Consider the following 23,180-nt stretch of genomic DNA (forward strand, 5'->3'; position numbering starts at 1 on the left):
TAAGCAGATGAAAATGATCGGTTTGATTGGCGGAATGAGCTGGGAATCCACTGCGCTCTATTACCGAATTATCAATGAGCAGGTGAAGCAGCAGCTGGGCGGTTTGCACTCCGCGCGCAGCCTGATGTACAGCGTCGATTTCCACGAAATTGAAAAGCTACAGGCCGCTGGCGAGTGGCAAAAAGCCGGCGAGATCCTGGCAGAAGCGGCGCTCAGTCTGGAAAAAGGCGGCGCGGATTTTATTGTGCTCTGTACCAACACCATGCACAAAGTCGCGCAGCAGATCACTGATGCGGTCAGCATTCCGCTGCTGCATATCGCCGATGCCACCGCACAGCGCATTCGTCAGGCGGGCGTAAAAAAAGTCGGCTTGCTGGCAACGGCGTTCACCATGGAGCAGGAATTCTACAAAGGCCGACTTCATCAGTCGAAGATCGACGTTTTGGTTCCCGATGCAGCCGGTCGCAAAGTGGTGCACGACATCATTTATCAGGAACTCTGTCTTGGCGTGATCCGCGATGAATCTCGTGCGCAATACCGCAAGATTATTGCTGAGCTGGTGGATCAGGGCGCAGAAGCGATTATTCTCGGCTGCACCGAAATCACCTTACTGGTGAAAGCCGAGGACGCCAGCGTGCCGCTGTTCGATACCACCTTGATTCACGCAGAAGACGCCGTAAAGCTCGCACTCGGGTAATTACGACCAGGTGCGCAAATCTGCGCACCTAACCTATTTATGAGGTGCGCTTTAACTTGCGCGCCAACACCTGCAACTGCTGCGCAATCTCCGCCACATCCACCTCATCTTGCTGCGGCGTCGCCGTGGTTTCCCGCAACACTAACTCGGTTTCCAGCGTCTTCTCTGCCACATCGTCGCCTTCCAGCTGCGCCAGCAAGCGATCCACGCTTACCGCGCCCAACTGCTGCAAATCCTGACGCACGGTGGTTAATGGCGGCTGATACCACGCGCTTTCTGCGGTATCGTCGTAGCCAATCAGCGAAATCTCCGCCGGGATCTTCACGCCGTGCTGATGCAGCGCGCGCATCGCGCCGAGCGCCATTTGATCGTTAGCCACCAGCAGCGCTTGCGGCAGAGTGTTGGGCAACCGCGCCAGCAGCGCCTGATAGCCCGATGCCGCGCTCCAGTCACCGCTCAGCACGCAGAATGGCTTGAGCTGATGCGCCGCCAGCGCCTGTTGCCACGCGGCGAAACGCGCGCGCGCCGAGGCAGAACTTTCCGGTCCATTTAACACGCCAATCTGGCGATGGCCGAGCGCCACCAGATGATCGACCGCCTGCTGCGCACCGGATTCGCTCTGATACTGGCACTGCGCCACTTCAGCGCTGCGCTCCACATCAAGAAACAGCACCGGCTTGTTGTCGCACTGTTGCTGAATCTGCGCAGCCTGCGCCGCATCGAGCGGCAGGTTGATTAGTAGCGCATCCACGCGCTGCGCCAGCAGTTCATTCACTGTATCCTGCGGCGCATTATCGGGATTCGCCATGGCAATCACCAGATGATAACCCTGCGCCGCCGCCCGTTGCTGAATCGCTGAAGCGATCTGCGCGGGCGCCATCAAGGCTAAATCGCTGGTGGCGAGACCCAGCGTGCGGGTGTTTTTGCCCGCCAGCTGCTGTGCCACGCGATTCGGCACATAGTTGAGCTGCTGCATCGCGGCTTCGACTTTGACGCGGGTGCGCGGCGAAACCTGTTCGGAATGGTTGAGGACGCGGGAAACGGTTTGATAAGAAACCCCAGCCAGATGTGCAACATCGTCGAGGGTTACGGAGCGCGCAGTCATGAATCTCTCCTGAAGATTAAGCTGCGAGTGTAGCAAATTTTTCCCTGCCGACACGCACTTAAGCCGCTACACTGCCAAAGGTAAAAAGAGGAGAACCGGATGCAGCTCAATAACCATCAGATTCAGGATATCAACACCCTGGCGGCCTGGCTGGCGCTGGATCAGATGCCACAAGATGGCACGCTCGACATCGATTTAGCCATTCTCGCTGGTCACGCGGTACTGCCGAACGTGGAAGCGGTGATTGCCGTGGCGAAAAAGTATCAGCTACCGTTATTGATCAGCGGCGGCACCGGTCACTCAACCTCGCTGCTGGTGGAGATGCTCGCCGCACATCCGCTGTATCGCCAAATCGACAGCAAAGGCAAAAGCGAAGCCGAGTTGCTGGGCGATGTCGCCCGCGTATTTGCCGCGCTGCCGGACGATTTGCTGCTGCTGGAAACCGCCTCACGCAACTGCGGGGAAAACGCCGCCTTCAGCCAAAAGCTGCTGGATGAGCACAGCTGGCAGCCGCAGCGTGTGCTGCTGGTGCAGGATCCGCTGATGCAGCGTCGCACCTGGGAAACCTTCCGCTATCAATGGCGCGATCGTGCGGATGCACCGGAATTTATCAGCTGGCCGGTATTTGTGCCGCAGGTGATAATGGATGCGGGCATGCTGCGCATCATTGGCGCGCCGCCGCAAGGGTTATGGTCGATGGAGCGTTTTCTGTCGCTGCTGATGGGTGAAATCCAGCGCCTGCGCGACGATGAAAACGGCTACGGCCCGCGCGGCAAAGGTTTCCTCGGCCATGTCGAGGTGCCGGAAGCGGTGGAAGCCGGCTGGCAACGCCTGAAGCAGTTGCCCGGCGTGCAGTCACGGTTGTGATGTTTCGGTCGCCATGAATGGCGACCAACGTTATCGGTTCTGCACATACACCTGCAAATTGACATACACCGCGTTCAGCAACGGCGTCACTACGCCGCTGCGTGCGCCGCGCACCAGCAGATCGCCAATCACCTGATCGGCCTCAATCTCAAAGCCCTGGGTTAAATCGCGATACATCGACGAGGTCATCGCCGCTTGAGGATTGTTCAGCGTCTCATAAATCTTCGCCGTCACCGCCGGACGCTGCTGATAACCTTCCGCACTCAGCACCGCCAACACTTCACCAAAAACGCTTTGCAGCAGCGCTTCGCCACCTTGTGACGTCAGCACCTGTTGCGTATTGCCGCGTGCGATGCAACACACCGCACCCAAGGTGCTAAGCAACAACCATTTTTCCCACAGCTCGCTGATGATGTTGTCGGCAAACACCGTATCAAACTGCGCCGCACGCAGCGCTTCATCCACGCGCTGCAAACGCGCATCGTTATGACCGTCCAGCGCGCCGTAATAGAGAATATGCAGCGGCGTCATCTGCAGCACTTCGCCGTTTTCACCCAGCGTGGCGTTGATTTTGCACAAGCCGCCAATCACTTTGTCGCCAAAGCGCGCGCGCAGCGTATCGATATGCCGCATGCCGTTGAGGATCGGCATGATCAGCGTGTCCGGACCGACGGCGGGCGCGATGTCGTTCATCGCCTGATCCAGCGCGAAGCTTTTCACCGTCAAAATAATCAGATCGTAATGGCCATCAAGCGAATTGGCCTGCGCCAGTTGCGGCTGAATCACTTCGCTGCCAGCGGGGGTTTTCAACACCAGACCGGTTTGCTGCAACTGCTGAAAGCGGCGCTCGCGCACCAGAAAAGTCACATCACGTCCTGCTTGCGCCAGACGCGCACCGAAATAGCCGCCGGTGGCGCCGGCGCCGACTACCAGAATACGCATGGTCAATTTTCCCGTTGAGAGTGAAAGCCTTACCTTAAAGTGCAAGAAGTTCTCGCGCAATTAAGAATCATATGAAGTTATAGATTTTAACTCTATTTAGCTTTTTATTGGCGAGATGAAAATCTTCTATGGAACATTTATTTGGTAATAAGACAATTAATTTGATTTAAGCTCGAATTGAGCAAGTTTTTACAATTAGTGAGAAAATCAAAGGTCATGATGACCACTTGATGTGATTGATATCATATTCAGAAGGCTAAATAGAATTACAGGGTAGTGATTATATGTACAGTGTTTTTTTGAACAGTACTAATTGAACATACTTAATGATAAGATTTATAGTCCTTATTATTTCATGGATGACAAATATGAAGATTACCATTTTTAAAGCTGGAAAAGGAGATTCGCTGCTCGTAGAGTGGAATAATAATAAAATGCTTGTTGACAGTGGTATCCCATCAACAATAAATAAAAAGAAGAATCACAACTTTCCCTCTACAGAATGTTTAGATTTTTGTATTTTCACACATATTGATTATGATCATATCGGCGGATTTTTGAAAATAATTTCCAAATCGGAAGTTAATCCTTTCAAAAAGGAGATGGTCATATATGGAAATTGCTTTCAAAAGATCTCGATCGATAATGACGAGTTTGTAGGGTTTAAACATGGAGTGCTACTTCAGGATGAGCTTATTAGACTCGGATTAGACAGTAATAGAATGATTAGTGGTAATTTTTTCGAACTAAATGGAGCATTATTAACGGTTCTCTCGCCTGAAAGACAACATTTAGATTTGTTATTGGAAAAGTGGGATGGTCATATAAAATCCAATGAATCTTTTAAAATAGAAAATGAATACGTTTCTGTTAACGATAAAGAGTTTTATGTTGAACTAGCAAATGAGAGTTTAACGCCAATGCTTGATTTAGAAAATGATATAATTAACGTTACATCAATTGCATTTTTATTTGAACATGAAAGAAAAAGAGTAATGTTCTTAGCTGACTCACATCCAAAAATTGTTTATGATAACGTCAAAAAATTACTCGATTGTAGAGGCGAAAAATTTTTAGATGTGGATCTAATAAAGTTATCGCATCATGGTAGTAGATATAACACTTCTAATGAGTTGCTTTCAGTATTAAAGTGCAATAGATTCATAATCTCAACTGATGGTAGTGAACCATATAATCACCCGCATCATCAAACATTATCAATGCTAATAGCTTCAGCGATAGATCAGGGTTTTGAAGATTTGTATTTATATTTTAATTATGAAAGAGCTTCTGATTTTATCATATTAAATGAAGATAATTTAAACATTAAAATTTATAAAATTGTATGTGTAGAGGTGATATTATGATAGGGACTTCAATCAATATAATGAAAGATGTATGTGCCCATGTTTACTTAAACGGAATTTTTTCTGGGTGTGCCATAATTTTTTCTAATAATAATATTATTTATTTGGTTACAGCTTTTCATGTGGTAAAGCCTATCATCATGCACGAACCTATAAATTTAGAATGTATAGCAATCCAAGATGAAAACGGAAGGTTTTTTTCTATCTCAAGCATTAGATCAGATAAATCAAGCTGGGAAAAAACAGATATTGTAATGTGTATTTTGAATGGTCCTATTGATGGTTTACGGGATCTGTTTTTTTTGTCAGAATCACCAAAACCACATTTCAAATTAATGTCTAGGGTTAAAAGTAATAGTATTAAACAACCTTCCGCTATCTTTTCCTTACATCAAAATGAAAATGTCAACAATGATTTTTTTCTTTTTACAACTGACAAAGCACTCATGGAAAATTCTAGTGGAGATGTTGGTGCTACAGCCTTAAAAGGTATCTCAGGTTCAGGCGTGTTTTTAATGGAACATAACTCTCTTGTTTTAGTCGGTATTATTTCATCAATTCCAGATGAAGCTATGCTGGGTAAAATAAAGTGTTGCTGTACATCAGCTTTGATAAAATTAGAACCTAATCTGAAAAAACATGATGATCAATCAGGTTATGGAATCAATAATTTATTATTCAACATAGAATTAATTCGGAGAGAAACAATGGAGAAAACAATTTCATCATGGGAGTCTAATCCTGAAAATGTTATTTTCTCCAATAATATTGATCGTAAAATAAATGAATTATTGCCTGATTATAAAGTCACCGCTGAAAAAATAAAAATAGTATGCAATTTGCTTAATGGAAATAGTTTGTTAAATGAAATTTCAAAGGTTAATTTTCTTAAATCTGCCTATGAACAAGCAAATGTCATTTTCGATGGAAGAGATCTGAATGTTTTCTTTAGTGACGCAAGTAGCGCACATGCAGAATATAAAAAAATACATAATGATTATATGAATATATTGGCAGATAAATTGATTCCATTAGGAATGAGTCGTGATGAAATCCTTCTTTTGAGTAATAAAGATATAGCGACTTGGCTTGGGAATTGTGATCTAGATTTTATCAAGTAGGACTAAATATGATTAATATGAAAATAAGTAAAAGACGTGTGGTTTCAGATAGCCATAATACTACAGATATTTTTGTTGTGATAATCATGTTTTGTGTATTCCATGCGCTTAAGGGCAAAAGGAAATCGGTGAATTTAGATTATCTAAATTTTTGTTTTGAAAGTGTTATTAATTCAGATGTGCTAGATGATGTCAAGTTCGTCAAGCCATGGGGTATAAACAAATCATTAAAGCCAATTTTAATAATGATGGTAAAGCAAGGTTTATTGAATTTTCAAGTTAAAAACTACAATTTAGAAATACTTATATCCGAATACGGAATTCTATATCTTAATGAAATAATGCAAAATTCCTTGTTTACAGAAATAAATGAAAGTGCCGCCTCCGTGACTCAAAAAATAAGTGCGGTTAAGTTGAATAAGCAAAAGTTTATTTGGTGAATAAAAATGGAAATAGTAAAGGTCAGTGCGAGATTAGACGTTAAAAATGATATAAGACAATTTGGTTTTGATGTGAATTTCAAATCAGGATTGAATATTATATCGGGTCACAATTCAAGTGGTAAATCGACAATTATCTCAAGTATTTATTATTGCCTGGGTATGGAGCAATTATTAGGCGGTAATAGGGCTTCCGTTTTAGATCTAAGTTTACAAAAGAAATTTGAGTTTTCTGGCCGGTCATATGAAGTTCTGCAATCTACTACTGAACTTACTATAAAAAATTTGGATAGAGAGGCGACTTTAAAAAGATATATAAAATCATTTGATGATGAATCTAAGAATAAAATAATAATTACAGAAAGTGGAATTAAAAAAAGCTTTTATTTGCACTCTCAAGGAGATCATGAACGTGACGAGGGATTTTATAAGTGGTTGTGCGAATTTATTGGAATTGTACTCCCAAAAGTTGAAGATATAGATAATGGCATCGTAAAAACAATTTACTTACAGAATATTTTTCCATGCGCATTAATTGAACAAACTAAAGGTTGGTCTGATTTCTTTGCACAAATGCCTAATTTTGGGATTAAAGATTCCAAGCAGAAACTTGTGGAATTTCTTCTTGACCTTGAGAGTTTGAAAAATGAATTCCAATACGACGTGCTAAAGCAAAAAGAAACAAAAGTTAAGCAAGAGTGGGTTGATCGCTATTCTAACATTGAAAAAATATGTAATTCAAATGGTCTAATAATTAGGGGTATTGATCCGGATATATCATCTAATACTTTAAGAAAAATATTTTCAGCGAAACTGAGACAGGCAGTTAGTGATGATGCTTTATCATTAGATTCTTATATTGAAAAGTTAATAGAAGAGAAAAATGTCTTAGTGGTGGAGTCAAAAAATATAACTTCTCATGAATTATCTTCTGAAGTTAAAAAAAATGTTGGCAGAGTGAGGTATGAGCTATCTCAATTTAATAGGCAATTAGGGATTATCAATAAGGAAATAGCAAATGAAAAGTTGAAATTTATTTCGTATAAAGATTCATTGCAAAAAATAAATATAGAAATTCAGAGAATCGATAGTGCTATAAAATTGGAGGATTTCTACTCATTGTCTGAAAATATTGAAAATTGTCCACTATGCGATAATGAACTTGCATTAGATCAAAGATTGAATATAGCTGATTCTAAAATTGATCTTAAAGAATCATTAGTGTTTTTGAAGTCGCAAAGAAACTTGTACGAATCATATTTTGTTAAATACAATAAACTTATTGAGGATTTCGAAGGTATAAACGAATTTATAAGTTCTAAGATTGCCGATAAAAAAGATGAACTTAAATATATTATGAAAGATGTGAACTCAGTTGACCATTCACTTGTAAGACTTAATGTGTATAAAACAATCTCTATTGAAAATGATATTAAAAATCATTTGAAGATAAAGAAAGATTTTGAAAAAATAAAATCAGACCTAAAGTGTCTTTTAATTGAATTAGATGAAATTAATGATAAAAAAGATGAACTTAAAATTTCCGATAAAAGTGATAACATTAAAATAAACGTTTTCAAAGAGGAGATGAAAAGATTACTTTATAAAGATTATTTTTACTACACTAGCAATGAAGTTGAAAATATAACAATCAAGAATAAATCTCCTTCAAGGTTACTGCCAGTAGTAGAGATTAAAGGTGATGTACAAAACGTTCGCCTTAGTTCTTCTGCAAGTGATTTTATTAGAGTACAATGGGCATTTTATTTAACTTTACTTAAGATCTCCAAAAATCATCCAGGATTTGTTGTGTTTGATGAGCCCGGACAACATGCAATGAATTTAGAAAGTATGATTTCTCTTTTAAAATACTCCTCAAAAATTAACAAGCAAGTAATCATGTGTATTTCAAAAGAGACAAGAAATGATAGTGACACAAAGAATTATAATAGATTGTTGAGTAGTTTGGATGAACTTTACCCTTGTCATTTAATTGATATCGATTCAAATAAAAATGCTAATAAATGTATATCCCCACTTGAATCTATAGGTTTAGAACAGTAAAGCTCAAAAAAAAGGCTCAAACTGTTCGTATTTACTCGTACAATAGGTTTAGGCTGTTGCGTAGCGGCGGGCAATGGTGCGCGCCGCAGAACGAGTCGAATGACTAAGGACGCATCATGCCCCGAACCCTCCCCATCGAACGTTATCGCAACATCGGCATCTCCGCGCACATCGATGCCGGTAAAACCACCACCACCGAGCGCATCCTGTTTTACACCGGAATGAGCCACAAGTTAGGTGAAGTGCACGATGGCGCGGCAACCACTGACTGGATGGCGCAGGAGCAGGAGCGTGGGATCACCATTACCTCGGCGGCGGTGAGCTGCTTCTGGCCGGGCATGGACGGCAGCTTTACGCCGCACCGTATCAACATCATCGATACGCCCGGACACGTCGATTTCACCATTGAAGTTGAGCGCTCAATGCGCGTACTCGATGGCGCGGTGATGGTGTATGACGCGGTTGGCGGCGTGCAGCCGCAGTCTGAAACCGTGTGGCGCCAGGCCAACAAATATCATGTGCCGCGCATCGCCTTCGTCAATAAAATGGACCGTCAAGGCGCGGACTTCTTCCGCGTGGTGCAGATGATGAAAGATCGCCTGCACGCCAATCCGGTGCCGATTGTCATTCCCATCGGCGCGGAAGAGCACTTTAGCGGCGTGGTCGATCTCAACAAAATGCGCGCTATTTACTGGGACGACGCCAGCCAGGGCATGAGTTTCAGCTATGCGCCGATTCCTGCTGAGTTGCAGGCACTCGCCGCCGAGTGGCGCGAGAATATGGTGGCAGCGGCGGCAGAAGCCAGCGAAGCACTGATGGACCGTTATCTGGAGCAGGGCGATCTCAGTGAAGAGGAGGTGGTTGCCGGATTACGTCAGCGCACCTTGCTCGGTGAAATTCAGCCGATGCTGTGCGGTAGCGCGTTCAAAAACAAAGGCGTGCAGCGCATGCTCGACGCGGTGATTGAACTGATGCCTTCGCCGCTCGACGTACCGGCGGTGAGCGGCGTCAACGAGCAGGGCGAACTCGATGAACGTCATGCGGATGACAGCGAGCCGTTCTCGGCGCTGGCGTTCAAGCTGATGAGCGATCCCTACGTGGGTCAGCTGACTTTCGTGCGCGTCTACTCCGGCGTGCTGCGCAAAGGCGATAGCGTGTGGAACGCGGTGAAAGGGCGCAAGGAGCGCATCGGTCGCGTCGTACAGATGCAGGCCAATGACCGTATCGAGATCGAAGAGATTCGTGCCGGTGATATCGCCGCCTGCGTGGGTTTGAAAGAGGTCACCACCGGCGAAACGCTGTGCGATCCCAATGCGGTGATCACACTTGAGCGCATGGAGTTTCCCGATCCGGTGATTTCGCTGTCGATTGAGCCGAAAACCAAGAGCGATCAGGAGAAAATGGGCCTGGCGCTGCAGCGGCTGGCGGCCGAAGATCCGTCGTTCCGTCTGCACACCGATGAGGAATCGGGCCAGACGATTATTTCCGGCATGGGCGAGCTGCATCTGGAGATTATCGTGGATCGCATGAAGCGCGAGTTTGGCGTGGAAGCCAACATCGGTCGGCCGCAGGTTACCTATCGCGAAACCATTCGTAAAACGGTGCGTGAAGTGGAAGGTAAGTTTGTGCGCCAGTCGGGCGGTAAAGGTCAGTACGGCCATGTGGTGCTGACGCTGGAACCGCAGCAGGCGGGGGCCGGATTTGCCTTTGAAGACGCCACCAAAGGCGGCGTGGTACCGCGCGAGTTCATTCCTTCGGTGGAGAAGGGGATTCGTGAAGCGCTGAACAGCGGCGTGCTGGCTGGTTATCCGGTGGTGGACATCAAAGCCACGCTGACGTTTGGTTCGTACCACGATGTTGATTCATCGGAAATGGCATTCCGTATGGCGGCGATCTTTGGTTTCAAAGCCGCCGCGAAACTGGCCGATCCGGTGATCCTCGAACCGCTGATGCAGGTGGAAGTGGAAACGCCGGAAGAGTATGCCGGTGGCGTGATGGGCGATTTATCGGCGCGGCGCGGTACGCTGCAAGGCATGGATGAACGCTTTGGTGCACGCATTATTCGCGCCGAAGTGCCGCTGTCCGAGATGTTTGGCTACGCCACCACGCTGCGATCGATGTCGCAAGGCCGCGCCACTTACAGCATGGAGTTTGCGCACTATGCGGAAGCACCCCGCAACGTGGCTGAGAGCATCATCGCCGCGCGCGCCTAAGCTTTAGTGTGAAATCAGACCGGGCACAGAGGTAACACTTTGTACCCGGCCTACTTTTAAATCGACCTGTCGATCGCGTGAGTCATTTAGCACCAAAAATGGACAGTTAATTTCCGCCAGGAAGCCGATAGTATTCGCAGAATCAGGGATATTTATCGGAAATTAATCATGGATGTCATTTATCTGGATCAGTCTTGCTATCACCAGCAGGGCTTAATTGCGCTGCTGGAACATTCAAATATCACGTGCTGTAATACGCTTCGAGAAATGAAGGCGCTGATGCGTGACAGGGAAAAAACCGCCACTCTTTCGCCAATCATTATTTTTGATCTGCCAGAAAACTTCCGCGCGGCGCTGGCTCAGATAGATTATCTGACCAGACTAAAAATCACCTTGAACGCGACGCTGATTTTCTTTTCAGATTCAGTGAAAAACAAGATTAACTATAGCAGCCATGCCATCGCAGCCGATTGTTTTATCGATAAAAAATCTTCAACCGGTACCATTAGTACTAAGTTGGCAATGATGCTGTGCCAGCATAAAAGCGACCAGCTAATGACGGCTCCCGGATTAAATAATCATTTAACCAGGAAGGAGTTTAACTTTCTGCGATGCTTATTCACTTACGAATCGATTGAAGATGTGGCGAAAATAACCGGGATAAATAAAAAAACGCTCTATAGCCATCAGAATAAAATCGTTAAAAAACTCAATCTGAAAAACAGCCTGCATCTCTATCAGCGTTTCACCAATAATTTTTAAATCACAAATCTAATGCATAATACCGATAATTTGATAGCTGCGTCTAATCATCGCACATTCCGTAGCGGCGCGATTTATCGCGCAATAAATTGCGCCGCTACAGTGTGTGCGCTCGGTAATTACAGTTTTTATGACATTACCGCCCGCGCCATTATTGCGTCGTCGGGGTATAAATAATTCTCAACGTCCCCTGATAACGGCCCGCTGTTTTTGACGATAACGTGAAGGCGGGTGTAACAAGCTGCATCGGCGCAGGAACGCACAGCACTGAATTGCTCTGTCCCGGTAACACAACCCGTCGCAACACACCTCTGTTGGTGCCACTCCAGATAATCTCACTGCCGTTCTCAACCACCTGACGCGCTTTGGTCAGCGGGTTGATTACTTCAATCGCATAATCGAGGCGATTTTGCGCCAGAGTTTTATCCGCGCCTGTGCGATATAGCGAAAACAACCCCGTTCCCCGGCCGGGCGCGGCTGCACCTTCGTCCTGAAACAATAGGCTAACCCGGTTGCTGTCAGAATTATTGCCGTCGTACAGGCACATATCCAGCGAACGGCTGCCGCTAACGGTGGTAGTGGCGCGCCCACCGGGGAAGGTTTTTAAACCGAGATCCACAGTGGCGGCCGCATTGCCAAACTCAGGCAGATAGATCTGCTGGTTGCCGTAATCTGTCACCTTAAAGGTCATGTTGGCGATCCAGTCACCCATTTTCGTCACGTTGGTACAACCCACGTTTACGTTTTGCGAATTTCCGGTGCAGGAGGTCACTGGCCACTGCATCAGCGACATTTTCAGCGTCGCGCTCCAGGTGCCCGCCGATGGGAATTTACTCAGCTCGGAAGAGGGAAGATAGGCCGAATAATCGGTGCCATCGCCACGTGGCGTGACGGCCCCGCCAAAGGCATTCATCGGCACCAGATTGGTCGCCACCACCACATTATTCAGTGAGCGCCTTTTGGTGAGATAGACATTCAGTACCAACGTCTGTTTGGTGCTGCTTTCGGTAAACAACAGCGGCACGGGATAGGGTGACGGCGACGCTTCCAGCCAGACCGGTAATGTCAGGCAGGCACCATATTGATTGCTGGTGCGCGACTGGCAAACCAGCGTGTTGCGGCCCCATTTTGGCGCATCGTTGGTATCATAACCGCCGTTTTCATTGGTCCAGATCGGCAATTGCGCCGGTACTGACATGCGGTCAAAGCTCACGGCAACGCTGGTATTGCGCCCTGAAGGCGTGAGCATGGCGGCCTGCACCTGCATGCCCGCGATGAGGGCCAATAGCGTCAACGCGCGAATAACTCTACTTTTCATTCCAAATCCCTATTGTTGTTCCGGCGAAGAAGGCGCGGTGCGTGCCAACGGAACTTCATCCGCCTGGCGGGTGACAATCAGCATTTTTGCTCGTTGCTGCACATCCTGCGGCACTGAAGCCAGCTCGATGGGTTTGCAGTCGCTGTCGCCGACATAGCGCACTACGTCATGGGTACTTTTCACCTTCATTTCACAGCGATACATCTGCATCCCGCGCACCATGTACAGATTTTTTATGCGGTGATCGGTCTCAGCGCTGAATCCGCCCTGGCCTAAACCGGACCAGCTGGCGACATTCAGCGGCGTGGCACCTTCCAGTGGACGCTGTTGGTTGATCATCAGCCTGCCAAGCCAGGTGTAGCGCGAAACAATGTTCACTTTGCTCACCAGCATGCGGCCCGGCGCGATAAACAGCGTGCGTCGTCCGGCACCCTGGGTGATTTCACTGCGCATGCCGTCGGTGGATTCGATGGAATCGTTGATGCTGATCGCGCTCTGGGTGTAAGCCGGTACGCTGAATAAAGTGCGGCCGGTGCCGTGCAGGCTGGCGCTGCCCGCGCCATCAACGGAGACATCCACGCGTGTGTCGCGGCTTTCATCGCTGCTTGCCACATGCACGCCCACCGCCGCCCCGGGCAGGCCGTTGCCCCATTTGCCCCAATAGAGGCCGGAACGTGCTACCGCCAATGAGGAGTTGTAGCTGCCGCTGCTGCTGAATCGCTGAGCGGATGAACCGGACGACGCAGAGCTGAATGCCAGGCTGCCGCTGCCGTATTCGCCCGCAGTTTTGCCGTAAACGGAAGCATTCAAAGTATTTTCCTGATTACCGTTGAGGTTCACGCCGATCTCCTGCTGATTCTGCGCATCGAAATACCAGTTTTGCGCCACGTTATAGCCAACCTGATCCTTGTTGTTGCGATCGGTTTGGTAGGTCATGCCGAGCGAACTGTAGCTCGAACGTGAATCGATGGTTGGCGTGCTGACGCGCGAGAGTGAGACGGAGAGGAAGCCACCGTTGTCGCGCTGAGTTCCGCTGCTGCTGGTGCGGGTAAAGAGATTGGCGCTGGTATTAATATTGAGTCCGTTGACGCTGAAGCCGCGCCCCAGGCCAGCCTGCCAGGTGGTAGTCTGCGTTTTACTGTAGATGTTGCGGCGCGCCCACTGCGGCACGACGCCGTTATCATCCCACTGCACCGGAAGCACATTGCGGCCCTCGTTCTTGCTGGCGCTATAACCGGCATTCAGATACCAGCTTTTTACCGGCACGCTGAACATCAGGCTGCTGCTCTGGTAACACCCGCTGAAACCGTACTGCCCACCGTTGTTGCTATAGCAATCCTGCGCATACAGGGCGCTGCGGTAGAAACTGAGGGAGAATCCGTCGTTATAAGCGACCTGCTGGATATTGCCGCGTGAGCCTTCGCTGCCTTTCAGGTAGCTAAAGCGGGTGGTGAGGATGCCGTCGAGCAGCGGATTATCAAATCCGTGGCTCCAGTCGAGTGCGCTTTCGATAAAGCGGTTGCGGTTGGTCACGGCGACACCGCCGGTCAGCGCAGCGTCTTGCATCACAGGCACTTTGATGCCCGCCTGCATCACACGGCGATCGGCACCCGATTGCGACGCAGCGCCGTTGCCCTGCATCTCGCGATCGGGAATGGAGCCGCCTTGCACAAACCATTCAATGTTCTGGCTGGTGGCATTACCGGTGCGGCTGAAAGGAACCTGTTGGGTACGCGACAACTGATTATCTTCATAGATACGCAGCGTCACGCTGTAGCTGCCATTGGGAAAAGCGCTGGTATCAAGATTTTGCGTGCCGGCATTGAGGTAAAAGGTGCCAAGCAGTTGCTGCCCGCGATAAGCATCAATACGCGACGGGCGGGTAATAAAGACAGTGACCGGCGTGCCTTGCGCCGCCTGTGCGCGGTTCATCCAGGCGAGCGTCGAACCCACGCGCGCCCCTTCGATAGTGCTGAGCGGCAGCTGGCTTAAGGTAATGTTGCCGCCGGCGTTGCTGAAGATATCGCGCGAATCCATGCGTCCGGCCTGCACGTAATAGCGTTTGCCGAGATCGCGGCGCAGAAACACGTTGTTAAAACGCACTTCCTGATGACTTTGCTGACGGTATTTTTGCGCCAGATAGTCCCAGTCAATTCCGGCATAGCTGTTTTCAGTGAATCCTAGCGCGCCCGCCCCCTGCAGCGATAACGTCTGGTCATCGCGGTTGGTGACGAAGTTAATATTCTGCTGATGAATAAACGCCGCTTCCGTTTCGGCGGTCTGCTGGTAATAGGGCGATGCGTTGTCAGCCGCAAGCGGCACAAATTCCGGGCCGAGAAACAGCGCCACTTTGGCATTATTTTCGTCATAGATCAGCGCGAGGGAATCGGTCTCCAGATAGTCACAGCCCGCTGCGCCGCCATTGCTGCTGCATGCCTTATTACCGTTGCGTGCCAAAGGTTCACTGATGAGATGGTCTAAGCGCTTTTCCTGCTGCGGATCCTTTTGATAATGCTGCATCACCGCCCGTGCAACCTGATGCGGTTTCAAGAACCTGACGCTATCCAGCGAAACAGAAGCTTCAAACAGGCCAAGCGATTGCCCGTAAACAGAAAGGTTGACCCACAGCGTCTGGCCGGTGACCAGCGATTCAAAACCAGGCGGAACCTGCGTGGCAGCACGAGGAGCAAGAGAAGGGATCAGGGTAATGAAAGAGGCTATTAAAGCGACGTGAATATTGACCTTCATTACAGCATCCTGCTGAAAAAGAATAATAAGGGGGCCGAGCGGCCCCCGAAATAATTGATCAGTCAATGCCGACAAATTAGCTCTGCGTGGTGGCCTGCGTAATTAACAGGCTCACTACGCCGGAATAGGTGCCGGTTGCCAGCACGCCCGGCGTAGTCTGCGAAATTTTCAGTGGCAATACTGACGAACCGTTTGCGGTGCCCGCCGGGAACAGCGAGGCGTAAGTCAGGGCCGTGTTCGTGGTGGTGATCGGTTTTAAATCCGCACCCAGCGTGACGGTCAAAGGTACCGCTGTACCGGTAACGGTATTGTTAAGCTGAGCGGCACTCACCAGCGCAACGTTGATATTGGCAGTTTGCGAGTTCGACCAGATTTTGGTGTCCAGAGAATAGGTAGATAAACCACGGCCCGGAATATATTGCATATTAATGGTGCCGGGTAATGCGGTTCCGTCCGCCTGCGTCATATCCACCGTCGAATCAACATTCGCATTCACCGTAATATCTTTCTGCACCGCCTGTGCATTAAATACAGCCGTTAACGCAGCAGCGATGACTAGTGGTTTGATTAATTTTTGCATTTGTAGCTCCGTGAAAATCCTTGTACTGGCCGTAAATGACCGTCTCATGGGTAATGAACTGCTTTATAACAAACAGGTTGTTATTCCTTTAATACGTGTTGATCAGTGTCCGATAACGTACTCGGCGATATTCCGCGTATTGAGATCAACATGTTTTATTCTGACTTCCTGAGCAGCAGCTAATTCTGCCGAACTCCAGGCTTTAAAACGCAATGTCTCATCCGGATAAACCGTGGCGTGTTCTTTTTTCCACTGACAGCTGCTGCTGCTATGTTGTTTTGAGCAAACCGCGACCTCACGAATCACTACGCGAACCGTGCCAGCGTTTTTGACTTCGCCTGATGCTGATTGCGTGAGCGATAATCTGGCATTACGCGGCGGAATATGTACCAGCACGCCCCAGACTAAATTGATGCCGACCTGGTTACTAATGTTATTATTCTGCGGCGATTTATCTTTCAATTCATCCGGGGCAGCCACGGCCTCGAAGTAAACGCGCCAGGCAGTCTCTTTTTCTGGCGGTTGTAATGAAATCAGCCGAATAATGCGTTGTGAACCGGAAGCCAGCGCGAATTTATCCGGAGTGGCGATAAGCGATGGCGAAACGGCATCTTCAACCAATATTTCTTTTTCAAACGGTGTTGCAGGGCGCTCAATTCGCTTGATGCTGACGCGAATAAACTGCGCTTCACCGCTTTGCGATAATGTCTGCACCTGTGCCGCACCCTGATTATTTAGGGTGACTTCCATCGGATAGACACTCATATTCGCCCATGCCGCTGGCATGGAAATAAAACCCATTAGAATCAGTTGGTAAGCGAGTTTTTTCACCAGAGTGTTATGGCTTAAAATAGCCATTGAAAGGCCGTGACGCAGTGTCTTATGCGGTGAGTCGTCCATGATAAATCCTTATAAATTCCATCAAAAATCTGTCGGATATTCCCTGTATGAATCGGCTTAGCTATAAACCAGTCTCACTTAACCAAGTGGAATAACCGTGCGTTAAGAAAGTTCTCATAGGGGCTTTGTTAAGTCACTGTCCATTTTTGTGGTTAATTTTTTTAAGCCGTGCTACAAAGGGAATACTTGAGGAAATATCGCGACCTAACTTAATGAAATAATTGTAAAAACAAAGATTAATTTTCAGGCTTAGAAATGGGCATGTCAGCTCAGAATAAATCAAGCTTTACATAAAATAGTCCATTGATGGTAAGATCGTGCCCAGAAGGGCAAAAAGACCTATGTTAATCTTAAAATATTAACCTCAGAAATAATACCTCCATAAAGCATCATCAACCGCCTCTCAACAGGATTTAAATAAATCCAGGAGCATGAGAGTGATTTTCTAAAAATTTTATAATTGATAACCAGGCACACCACACAGCAATATGAAAAGCAAACAGCAACTCACAGCATTAATTCACCAACGCGCCGCTGAGATTAAGTCAAATGACAACATCTCGTTAGTTATGCAGAAGCATTACAAACTGTTGTTCAGACTGTATCTGACTAAGCCGCTCTATTTTAAAGTCATTTTCAAAGCTAATCGCTTTATTATCGGCTCGGCCATCATGGCGTACGCCTTCACTTCAGCAAACCCAACGCTGCGTGATGTTAAAGACTTCTGTAAAAAAACCGGTCTGATTAGCGACAACACTATTGATTCCTTTCTGCTCTTTATTCGGGTAGGTGGGCGTATGGAAGTTAAAAAGGACGCGCAGGATAAACGTAAATTAACCTACACGGTGACCCGTAAAGCGCTGGATGAAACGCGGGCTTTAATTAATACCATGATGATTCCTTACGGTATGTTATACGACGATTTCGATGTTTCGGCTTGCCTGAAAATGGAAAACTTTCATGCGGAATACTTCAAAAATTACGCTGAAATCACGCTCAAGCATGTTTACTTGTTCGATATGGTGCCAGAGAGTAAAGCCTTCATTTTCAGGGATGCCGGGCACATGCTGTTGATGGATCTGTACATCGAGAGTCTGCAACAAAAAACCACTGTTATTGAGTACAACTACCTGAAAGCGTCAGTGAAATGTGGTGTTTCGCGTTCGCACATTAAACGCTGCCTGCAGGACGCTGAAGCAGCCGGGTTGCTGACGCTGAATAAAACCAGTAATACGCTCATTTTGCATCTCTCCTTTATGCAGATGGCGCTGGATTATTTTGCGGTCTATATGGCCATGGTCGAGTACGGATTACGCGGTTTATCGGGTGTGGCTCCACTACCGGCGAGCCTGGCACGATAATCTGTTTTTTCGCTGACTGGTGAATTGCCAAATTCAACAAATCGATTGCCACTATTGTCGTTTTACATTTATTTGTCCGGGTTTTAATAATTCAGCGGGAATTAATACTGGCCAGATTAAGGCCTTACATAATATTTACCTGCAATTACCAAGGACACTATGAAATTCACTTCAATAGCTTTGGCATTAGGTTTTAGCCTCCTGGGAAGCACGATTAACGCAGTAGCCGCCGACCAACCGGTAAGCGGCGGCAGCCTGACGGTCGGTGTTGAAACCGAGCCGACCACTTTTAACCCGCAGCTTAACGGTCAGGACAAAGCGGAAATCACGCTGCGTAACTTCTGGGAATCGCTGCTGGCGCGCCGCCCAGATGGCAGCTTTGTGCCGTGGCTGGCGCAGAGTTACGAAGCCAGCCAGGATGGCAAAGTGATCCGCTTTAATCTGCGTCAGGACGTCACATTCTCTAACGGCGAGAAGTTTGATGCCAACGCGGTGGCAGATAACTTCCGTCAAACTCAGGTCGCGCAATACTGCGCCGGCACCAGTTTGTGCCTGATGGGTTCGCATATTGAGAAGATTGAAACGCCGGACGATCACACGGTGGTGATCACCCTGAAAGAGGTCTACTCACCGTTTCTGTCCTTCGCTGCGGGCTTGCAGATTCTGGCGCCGGCCAGCTGGAAATCTCCACAGCTGAAATCGGGCGGCAAAGATCTGGCGGGCACCGGGCCGTTTATTCTCGAAAGCTATGAGAAAGGCCAGCAGGTGACCTACGTTAAAAATCCAAAATACAACTGGGCGCCAGCCACCGCGCAGCATCAGGGACCGGCGTATCTCGATCGCGTGACCTATCGCTTCCTGCCGGAATCCTCGGTGCGCACTGGCGCGCTGCTGTCTGGTCAGGTTGATGCCATTGAAGGCATTTCCGGTAACGATGCCGGTGAATTCAAAGACAATCCCGACTTTACCTATCAGCATGCGCTGAATACCGGTACGCCATATTCGCTGTTCCTCAACGTGGAATATGGCCCGACGCAGGATGTGAAAGTGCGTCAGGCATTACTACAAGGGCTGGATATCGATCCGCTGCTGAAGTCGGTGTATCGCGGCGAACGCACCCGCGCGTGGGGCATCACGTCACCCATCGATCCGCTTTACAACAAAGAGCTAGAGGGCAAATACGGCAACAATCCGGATGCGGCCAACAAGCTGCTGGATGAAGCGGGCTGGAAAACCCGTGATGGTGAAGGCTTCCGCACCAAAGATGGCCAGCGTCTGCGCATTGAGCTGATTCAGGCACAGGCAACGGTGCGCGACCAGCGCGATGTGCTGCTGCAGGCGATTCAGGCGCAGGCGCGTCAGCGTCTTGGCGTGGATCTCAAGCTGAACTACGTTGATTCTGGTACTTATGCCGATGTGCGTAAAAGCGGTAAGTTCGGCACCATCGCTAACTCCAACACGCCAACCGATGGCGTGGATATCGAAAACCACTATCGTCCGATCGCTCAGGGCGGCGCAATTAACTATAGCCGCGTCAACGATGAGAAGATCAATGGCTTGCTGGATAAAGCCGCCAGCACGCTGGATCTTAAGCAGCGTCGCGATTTCTACAGCCAACTGCAGCAGGTCGCATTACCGCAACTGGCATTGGCAGTGCCGCTCTACGAACCGGAAGATCAGTTAGCCACCGCCAGCTACGTGCACGGCTACGGTTTCCGCAGCTATAAGCAGATGCCAGAAAGCGTTTACGATGTGTGGGTAACTAAACCGTAATATCGCCCGTTCGGTCACCGTAGGGTCGCCACAAATGGCGTAATGCTTGTCAGTTAAGCCAACGACGAGTGCGCAGACCGGGACCACTTTTGGTCCGGCGGTCCTCGCGCCGCTAGCGCGGTACCTTCACTTTGCTCGTCTGCCTGACGGACCAGCGGAGACGGGACGTCCTGTCCCGGCTCCGCCTTTCGCCCGCGTCCTGCGGGCTCTCCTGGCTTCCTCGCTGCGTTCAGCGCTGCGGATTGCCTGCCCAAAAGTGGCCCCGGCCTGCTTAAACTTCTGTGCGTGTTTTTAGAAAAGGCACATTTGCTAAAGGCGCTGGCGCGTCTGCTGCGGCAAAAGGGCTATCCGCAGCGCTGAGGCTTTTACGTTGGGCCAGGAGCCTCACGCAGGGATGCGTGAGGCAGTTCGGGGCCGGCCAGGACGGCCGATCCGCGAACGGTCCGTTTGGCACAACGTTGAAGCCGAAGGTACCGCGTAAGCGGCGCGAGGACGGCCCGTGACGCAGCAGATGTGTCAGAGCCCGCTACCTGTTCAAAGCAAAATGCTTGCTTAACTGACAAGCATTACGCCGTTAATGGCGACCCTACGAGGGTTTTATTTCCGTGGGCATTATTGCATCGCAATAAAATACCATTTCCCATATTCAACAAATCGATTGCCGTTATTCTCGGTTTACTTTAATCCGCCGGATTTTAATACTTTCGGCAGGATTGAATAAGGAAATGGTCACCATGAGTCAGCTAATTGAAGTTGCCAAGCCCGACGATGCGGAAGAAATATTTGCGCTATTGCAACGCGCCTATGCTGCGCTGGTGGCACTGGATGTGCATTTCACCATTTCACAGGGCAACGTCGAGCAGGTGCGCCGCGTCATCGAGCAGGAAACCGTGCTGGTGCTACGCAAATGGAAACGCGCGGTGGCGACCGTCACGGTGCGTTTTCCGTGGCAGCAGGATGAACATGCGCCTTCGTCGCTGCCGTTTATTCACTGGTTCGCCGTCGACCCTGATTACAAAGGGCAGGGCTACGGCCGCGACATCATCACCTACGCGGAAGAAACCCTGCTGAAAGAGACGCTGAAAGCGCCGGGCGTCTATCTCGCCACCGCCACCAAGCATCCATGGCTGAGCGAGCTCTATCTGCGTCGCGGTTATCAACCGTTTCATCACCGCACCAATCCATTAGGCGAAGCGCTGGTGTTTCTGAAAAAGGAATTCAACCCGCCAGCCGATCAACCCATCGCCAAAATCGCCTGAACAACTAAAAAAGCACCTGCAACCACCAAGGATCTTATGAAAGCGAATTCAATCACTCTCGCGCTGGGTGTGACCTGCCTGCTGGGAAGTGCATCACTTTTCGCCGCTGAGCAACCGCGCAGCGGCGGCAGCTTAACCTTCGGCGTCGAAACCGAACCCGTGCCGTTTAACCCGCAGCTGAATGGGCAATCCAAAGCGGAAGTGACGCTGCGTAACGTGTGGGAATCGCTACTGGCGCGCCGTACCGACGGCAGCTTTGTGCCGTGGCTGGCGGAGAACTATCAGGTCAGCCCAGACGGCAAAGAGTATCGCTTTAGCCTGCGCCGCGATGTCACCTTCTCCAACGGCGAGAAGCTGGATGCCAATGCGGTGGCTGAGAATTTCCGCCATGTGCAGGATGCGAAGTATTGCGCCGGTAGCAGCATCTGCGCGTTGGGCGCGAGAATTGCCAGCGTGGCGACGCCGGACGATCACACCGTCACCATTACGCTGAAGCAGGGCTATTCGCCGTTCCTGTCGTTCGCCGCCAAATTGCAGATTCTGGCACCAGCCAGCTGGAACTCACCGCAACTCAAAGCCGGTGGCAAAGAGATTGCGGGCACCGGGCCGTTTATTATCGAAAGCTACGAAAAAGGCCAGCAGGTGACATTGGTACGCAACCAGCATTACAACTGGGCACCCGCCACCGCTAAGCATCAGGGCCCGGCATATCTGGAACGCGTGACCTATCGCTTCCTGCCGGAATCCTCGGTGCGCACCGGCGCGCTGCTGTCCGGGCAGCTGGACGCGATTGAAGGGATTTCCGGCAATGACGCCGGTGAATTCAAAGACAATCCCGACTTCACTTATCAGCACGCGCTGAACACCGGCACGCCATATTCGCTGTTCCTTAATGTGGAATACGGCCCGACGCAGGATGTGAAAGTGCGTCAGGCGTTACTGCAAGGATTGGACATCGCTCCGCTGCTGAAATCAGTGTATCGCGGTGAACGCACCCGCGCGTGGGGCATTACCTCGCCGGTTGATCCGCTCTACAACAACGATCTCGAAGGCCAGTACGGTAACAATCCCGCTGCCGCCAACACGCTGCTGGATGAAGCGGGCTGGCAAACGCGCGACAGCGACGGTTTCCGCACTAAAGACGGTCAGCGTCTGAGCATTGAGGTGATTCAGGCGCAGGCAACGGTGCGCGATCAGCGCGATGTGCTGCTGCAGGCGGTTCAGGCGCAGGCGCGCCAGCGTCTCGGCGTGGACATCAAACTGCGCTACGTCGATTCTGGCACCTACACCGATGTGCGCAACACCGGCCACTTCGGCTCGATTGCCAACTCGAATACCGAAACCGACGGCATCGATATCGAAAACCACTATCGCCCGGTGAAAGCTGGCGGGCCGATTAACTACAGCCGCGTCAATAGCCCGCAAATCAACGGCTGGCTCGATCAGGCGGCAGCGACGCTGGATATCAATCAGCGCCGTAAATTCTACAGCCAGCTGCAGCAATACGCGCTGCCACAGCAGGCGCTGGCGATCCCGCTGTATGAACCAGAAGACCAGATCGCCACCGCCAGCTACGTGCACGGTGCCGGTTTCCGCAGTTTTAAACAGATGCCGGAGAACGCGTACGACATCTGGCTCAGCGACCATTAATCAGGAGGCGAAG

18 protein-coding genes are annotated in these 23,180 nt (G+C 49.3%); 12 read left to right on the forward strand and 6 right to left on the reverse strand.

Annotated features, from left to right (window positions below; genetic code table 11):
• Positions 1-7: 7 nt before the first annotated feature.
• Positions 8-697: an aspartate/glutamate racemase family protein gene (locus tag K5Y32_RS11880; RefSeq protein WP_222183997.1), complete on the forward strand. Its 690-nt coding sequence runs from the start codon at positions 8-10 to the stop codon at positions 695-697.
• A 37-nt stretch (positions 698-734) separates the two neighbouring features.
• Here K5Y32_RS11880 and K5Y32_RS11885 read toward each other — a convergent pair whose 3' ends face one another.
• On the reverse strand, positions 735-1,802 hold the full coding sequence (locus K5Y32_RS11885) for a LacI family DNA-binding transcriptional regulator (protein ID WP_222183999.1): 1,068 nt from the start codon (positions 1,800-1,802) through the stop codon (positions 735-737).
• Positions 1,803-1,901: 99 nt separating this feature from the next.
• Here K5Y32_RS11885 and K5Y32_RS11890 point away from each other — a divergent pair, with 99 nt between their 5' ends.
• Positions 1,902-2,669 carry a YdcF family protein gene (locus K5Y32_RS11890; RefSeq protein WP_222184001.1) on the forward strand — a complete coding sequence of 256 codons (768 nt, stop codon included), beginning with the start codon at positions 1,902-1,904 and terminating at the stop codon, positions 2,667-2,669.
• A gap of 30 nt (positions 2,670-2,699) precedes the next feature.
• On the opposite strand, the gene K5Y32_RS11895 is transcribed toward K5Y32_RS11890, so the two are convergent.
• Positions 2,700-3,611: a ketopantoate reductase family protein gene (locus K5Y32_RS11895; RefSeq protein WP_222184003.1), complete on the reverse strand. Its 912-nt coding sequence runs from the start codon at positions 3,609-3,611 to the stop codon at positions 2,700-2,702.
• A gap of 368 nt (positions 3,612-3,979) precedes the next feature.
• Here K5Y32_RS11895 and K5Y32_RS11900 point away from each other — a divergent pair, with 368 nt between their 5' ends.
• From K5Y32_RS11900 to K5Y32_RS11925, 6 genes are all read left to right on the forward strand, one after another.
• Entirely contained in the window at positions 3,980-4,978 is a 999-nt protein-coding gene (locus K5Y32_RS11900; protein WP_222184005.1) for a ComEC/Rec2 family competence protein, read from the forward strand.
• Positions 4,975-6,099 carry a hypothetical protein gene (locus K5Y32_RS11905; protein ID WP_222184007.1) on the forward strand — a complete coding sequence of 375 codons (1,125 nt, stop codon included), beginning with the start codon at positions 4,975-4,977 and terminating at the stop codon, positions 6,097-6,099. The genes K5Y32_RS11900 and K5Y32_RS11905 overlap by 4 nt, the downstream gene beginning before the upstream one ends.
• An 8-nt stretch (positions 6,100-6,107) precedes the next feature.
• Positions 6,108-6,539, forward strand: coding sequence for a hypothetical protein (locus tag K5Y32_RS11910; protein ID WP_222184009.1), 432 nt, complete (start codon positions 6,108-6,110; stop codon positions 6,537-6,539).
• Between the two features lie 6 nt (positions 6,540-6,545).
• Entirely contained in the window at positions 6,546-8,603 is a 2,058-nt protein-coding gene (locus K5Y32_RS11915; RefSeq protein WP_222184011.1) for a hypothetical protein, read from the forward strand.
• Between the two features lie 116 nt (positions 8,604-8,719).
• Positions 8,720-10,816: an elongation factor G gene (gene fusA, locus K5Y32_RS11920; protein WP_222184013.1), complete on the forward strand. Its 2,097-nt coding sequence runs from the start codon at positions 8,720-8,722 to the stop codon at positions 10,814-10,816.
• A 168-nt stretch (positions 10,817-10,984) separates the two neighbouring features.
• Positions 10,985-11,578 carry a LuxR C-terminal-related transcriptional regulator gene (locus tag K5Y32_RS11925; protein WP_222184015.1) on the forward strand — a complete coding sequence of 198 codons (594 nt, stop codon included), beginning with the start codon at positions 10,985-10,987 and terminating at the stop codon, positions 11,576-11,578.
• A gap of 151 nt (positions 11,579-11,729) precedes the next feature.
• On the opposite strand, the gene K5Y32_RS11930 is transcribed toward K5Y32_RS11925, so the two are convergent.
• The 4 genes from K5Y32_RS11930 to K5Y32_RS11945 form a co-directional block, all read right to left on the reverse strand.
• Entirely contained in the window at positions 11,730-12,896 is a 1,167-nt protein-coding gene (locus K5Y32_RS11930) for a CfaE/CblD family pilus tip adhesin (protein WP_222184017.1), read from the reverse strand.
• A 9-nt stretch (positions 12,897-12,905) separates the two neighbouring features.
• Positions 12,906-15,644 (reverse strand): TcfC E-set like domain-containing protein, encoded by a 2,739-nt coding sequence (locus tag K5Y32_RS11935; RefSeq protein WP_222184019.1) that lies wholly within the window; start codon positions 15,642-15,644, stop codon positions 12,906-12,908.
• A 76-nt stretch (positions 15,645-15,720) separates the two neighbouring features.
• Complete coding sequence (locus K5Y32_RS11940) at positions 15,721-16,224, reverse strand: CS1 type fimbrial major subunit (RefSeq protein WP_101761189.1); 504 nt, start codon at positions 16,222-16,224, stop codon at positions 15,721-15,723.
• A gap of 102 nt (positions 16,225-16,326) precedes the next feature.
• Positions 16,327-17,124, reverse strand: coding sequence for a fimbrial protein (locus tag K5Y32_RS11945; RefSeq protein ID WP_110867068.1), 798 nt, complete (start codon positions 17,122-17,124; stop codon positions 16,327-16,329).
• 488 nt (positions 17,125-17,612) lie between these two features.
• Here K5Y32_RS11945 and K5Y32_RS11950 point away from each other — a divergent pair, with 488 nt between their 5' ends.
• From K5Y32_RS11950 to K5Y32_RS11965, 4 genes are all read left to right on the forward strand, one after another.
• Positions 17,613-18,485 carry a hypothetical protein gene (locus K5Y32_RS11950; RefSeq protein ID WP_222184021.1) on the forward strand — a complete coding sequence of 291 codons (873 nt, stop codon included), beginning with the start codon at positions 17,613-17,615 and terminating at the stop codon, positions 18,483-18,485.
• Between the two features lie 159 nt (positions 18,486-18,644).
• A complete protein-coding gene (locus tag K5Y32_RS11955; protein WP_222184023.1) occupies positions 18,645-20,258 on the forward strand; it encodes an ABC transporter substrate-binding protein in 1,614 nt (537 codons plus the stop codon).
• A 734-nt stretch (positions 20,259-20,992) separates the two neighbouring features.
• Complete coding sequence (locus K5Y32_RS11960; protein WP_110867071.1) at positions 20,993-21,517, forward strand: GNAT family N-acetyltransferase; 525 nt, start codon at positions 20,993-20,995, stop codon at positions 21,515-21,517.
• 36 nt (positions 21,518-21,553) lie between these two features.
• Complete coding sequence (locus K5Y32_RS11965) at positions 21,554-23,167, forward strand: ABC transporter substrate-binding protein (RefSeq protein WP_222184025.1); 1,614 nt, start codon at positions 21,554-21,556, stop codon at positions 23,165-23,167.
• The last annotated feature ends 13 nt before the right edge of the window (positions 23,168-23,180 follow it).

This window comes from Pantoea sp. DY-15 (assembly GCF_019795935.1).
GTDB classification, from domain to species: Bacteria; Pseudomonadota; Gammaproteobacteria; order Enterobacterales; family Enterobacteriaceae; genus Pantoea; species Pantoea leporis.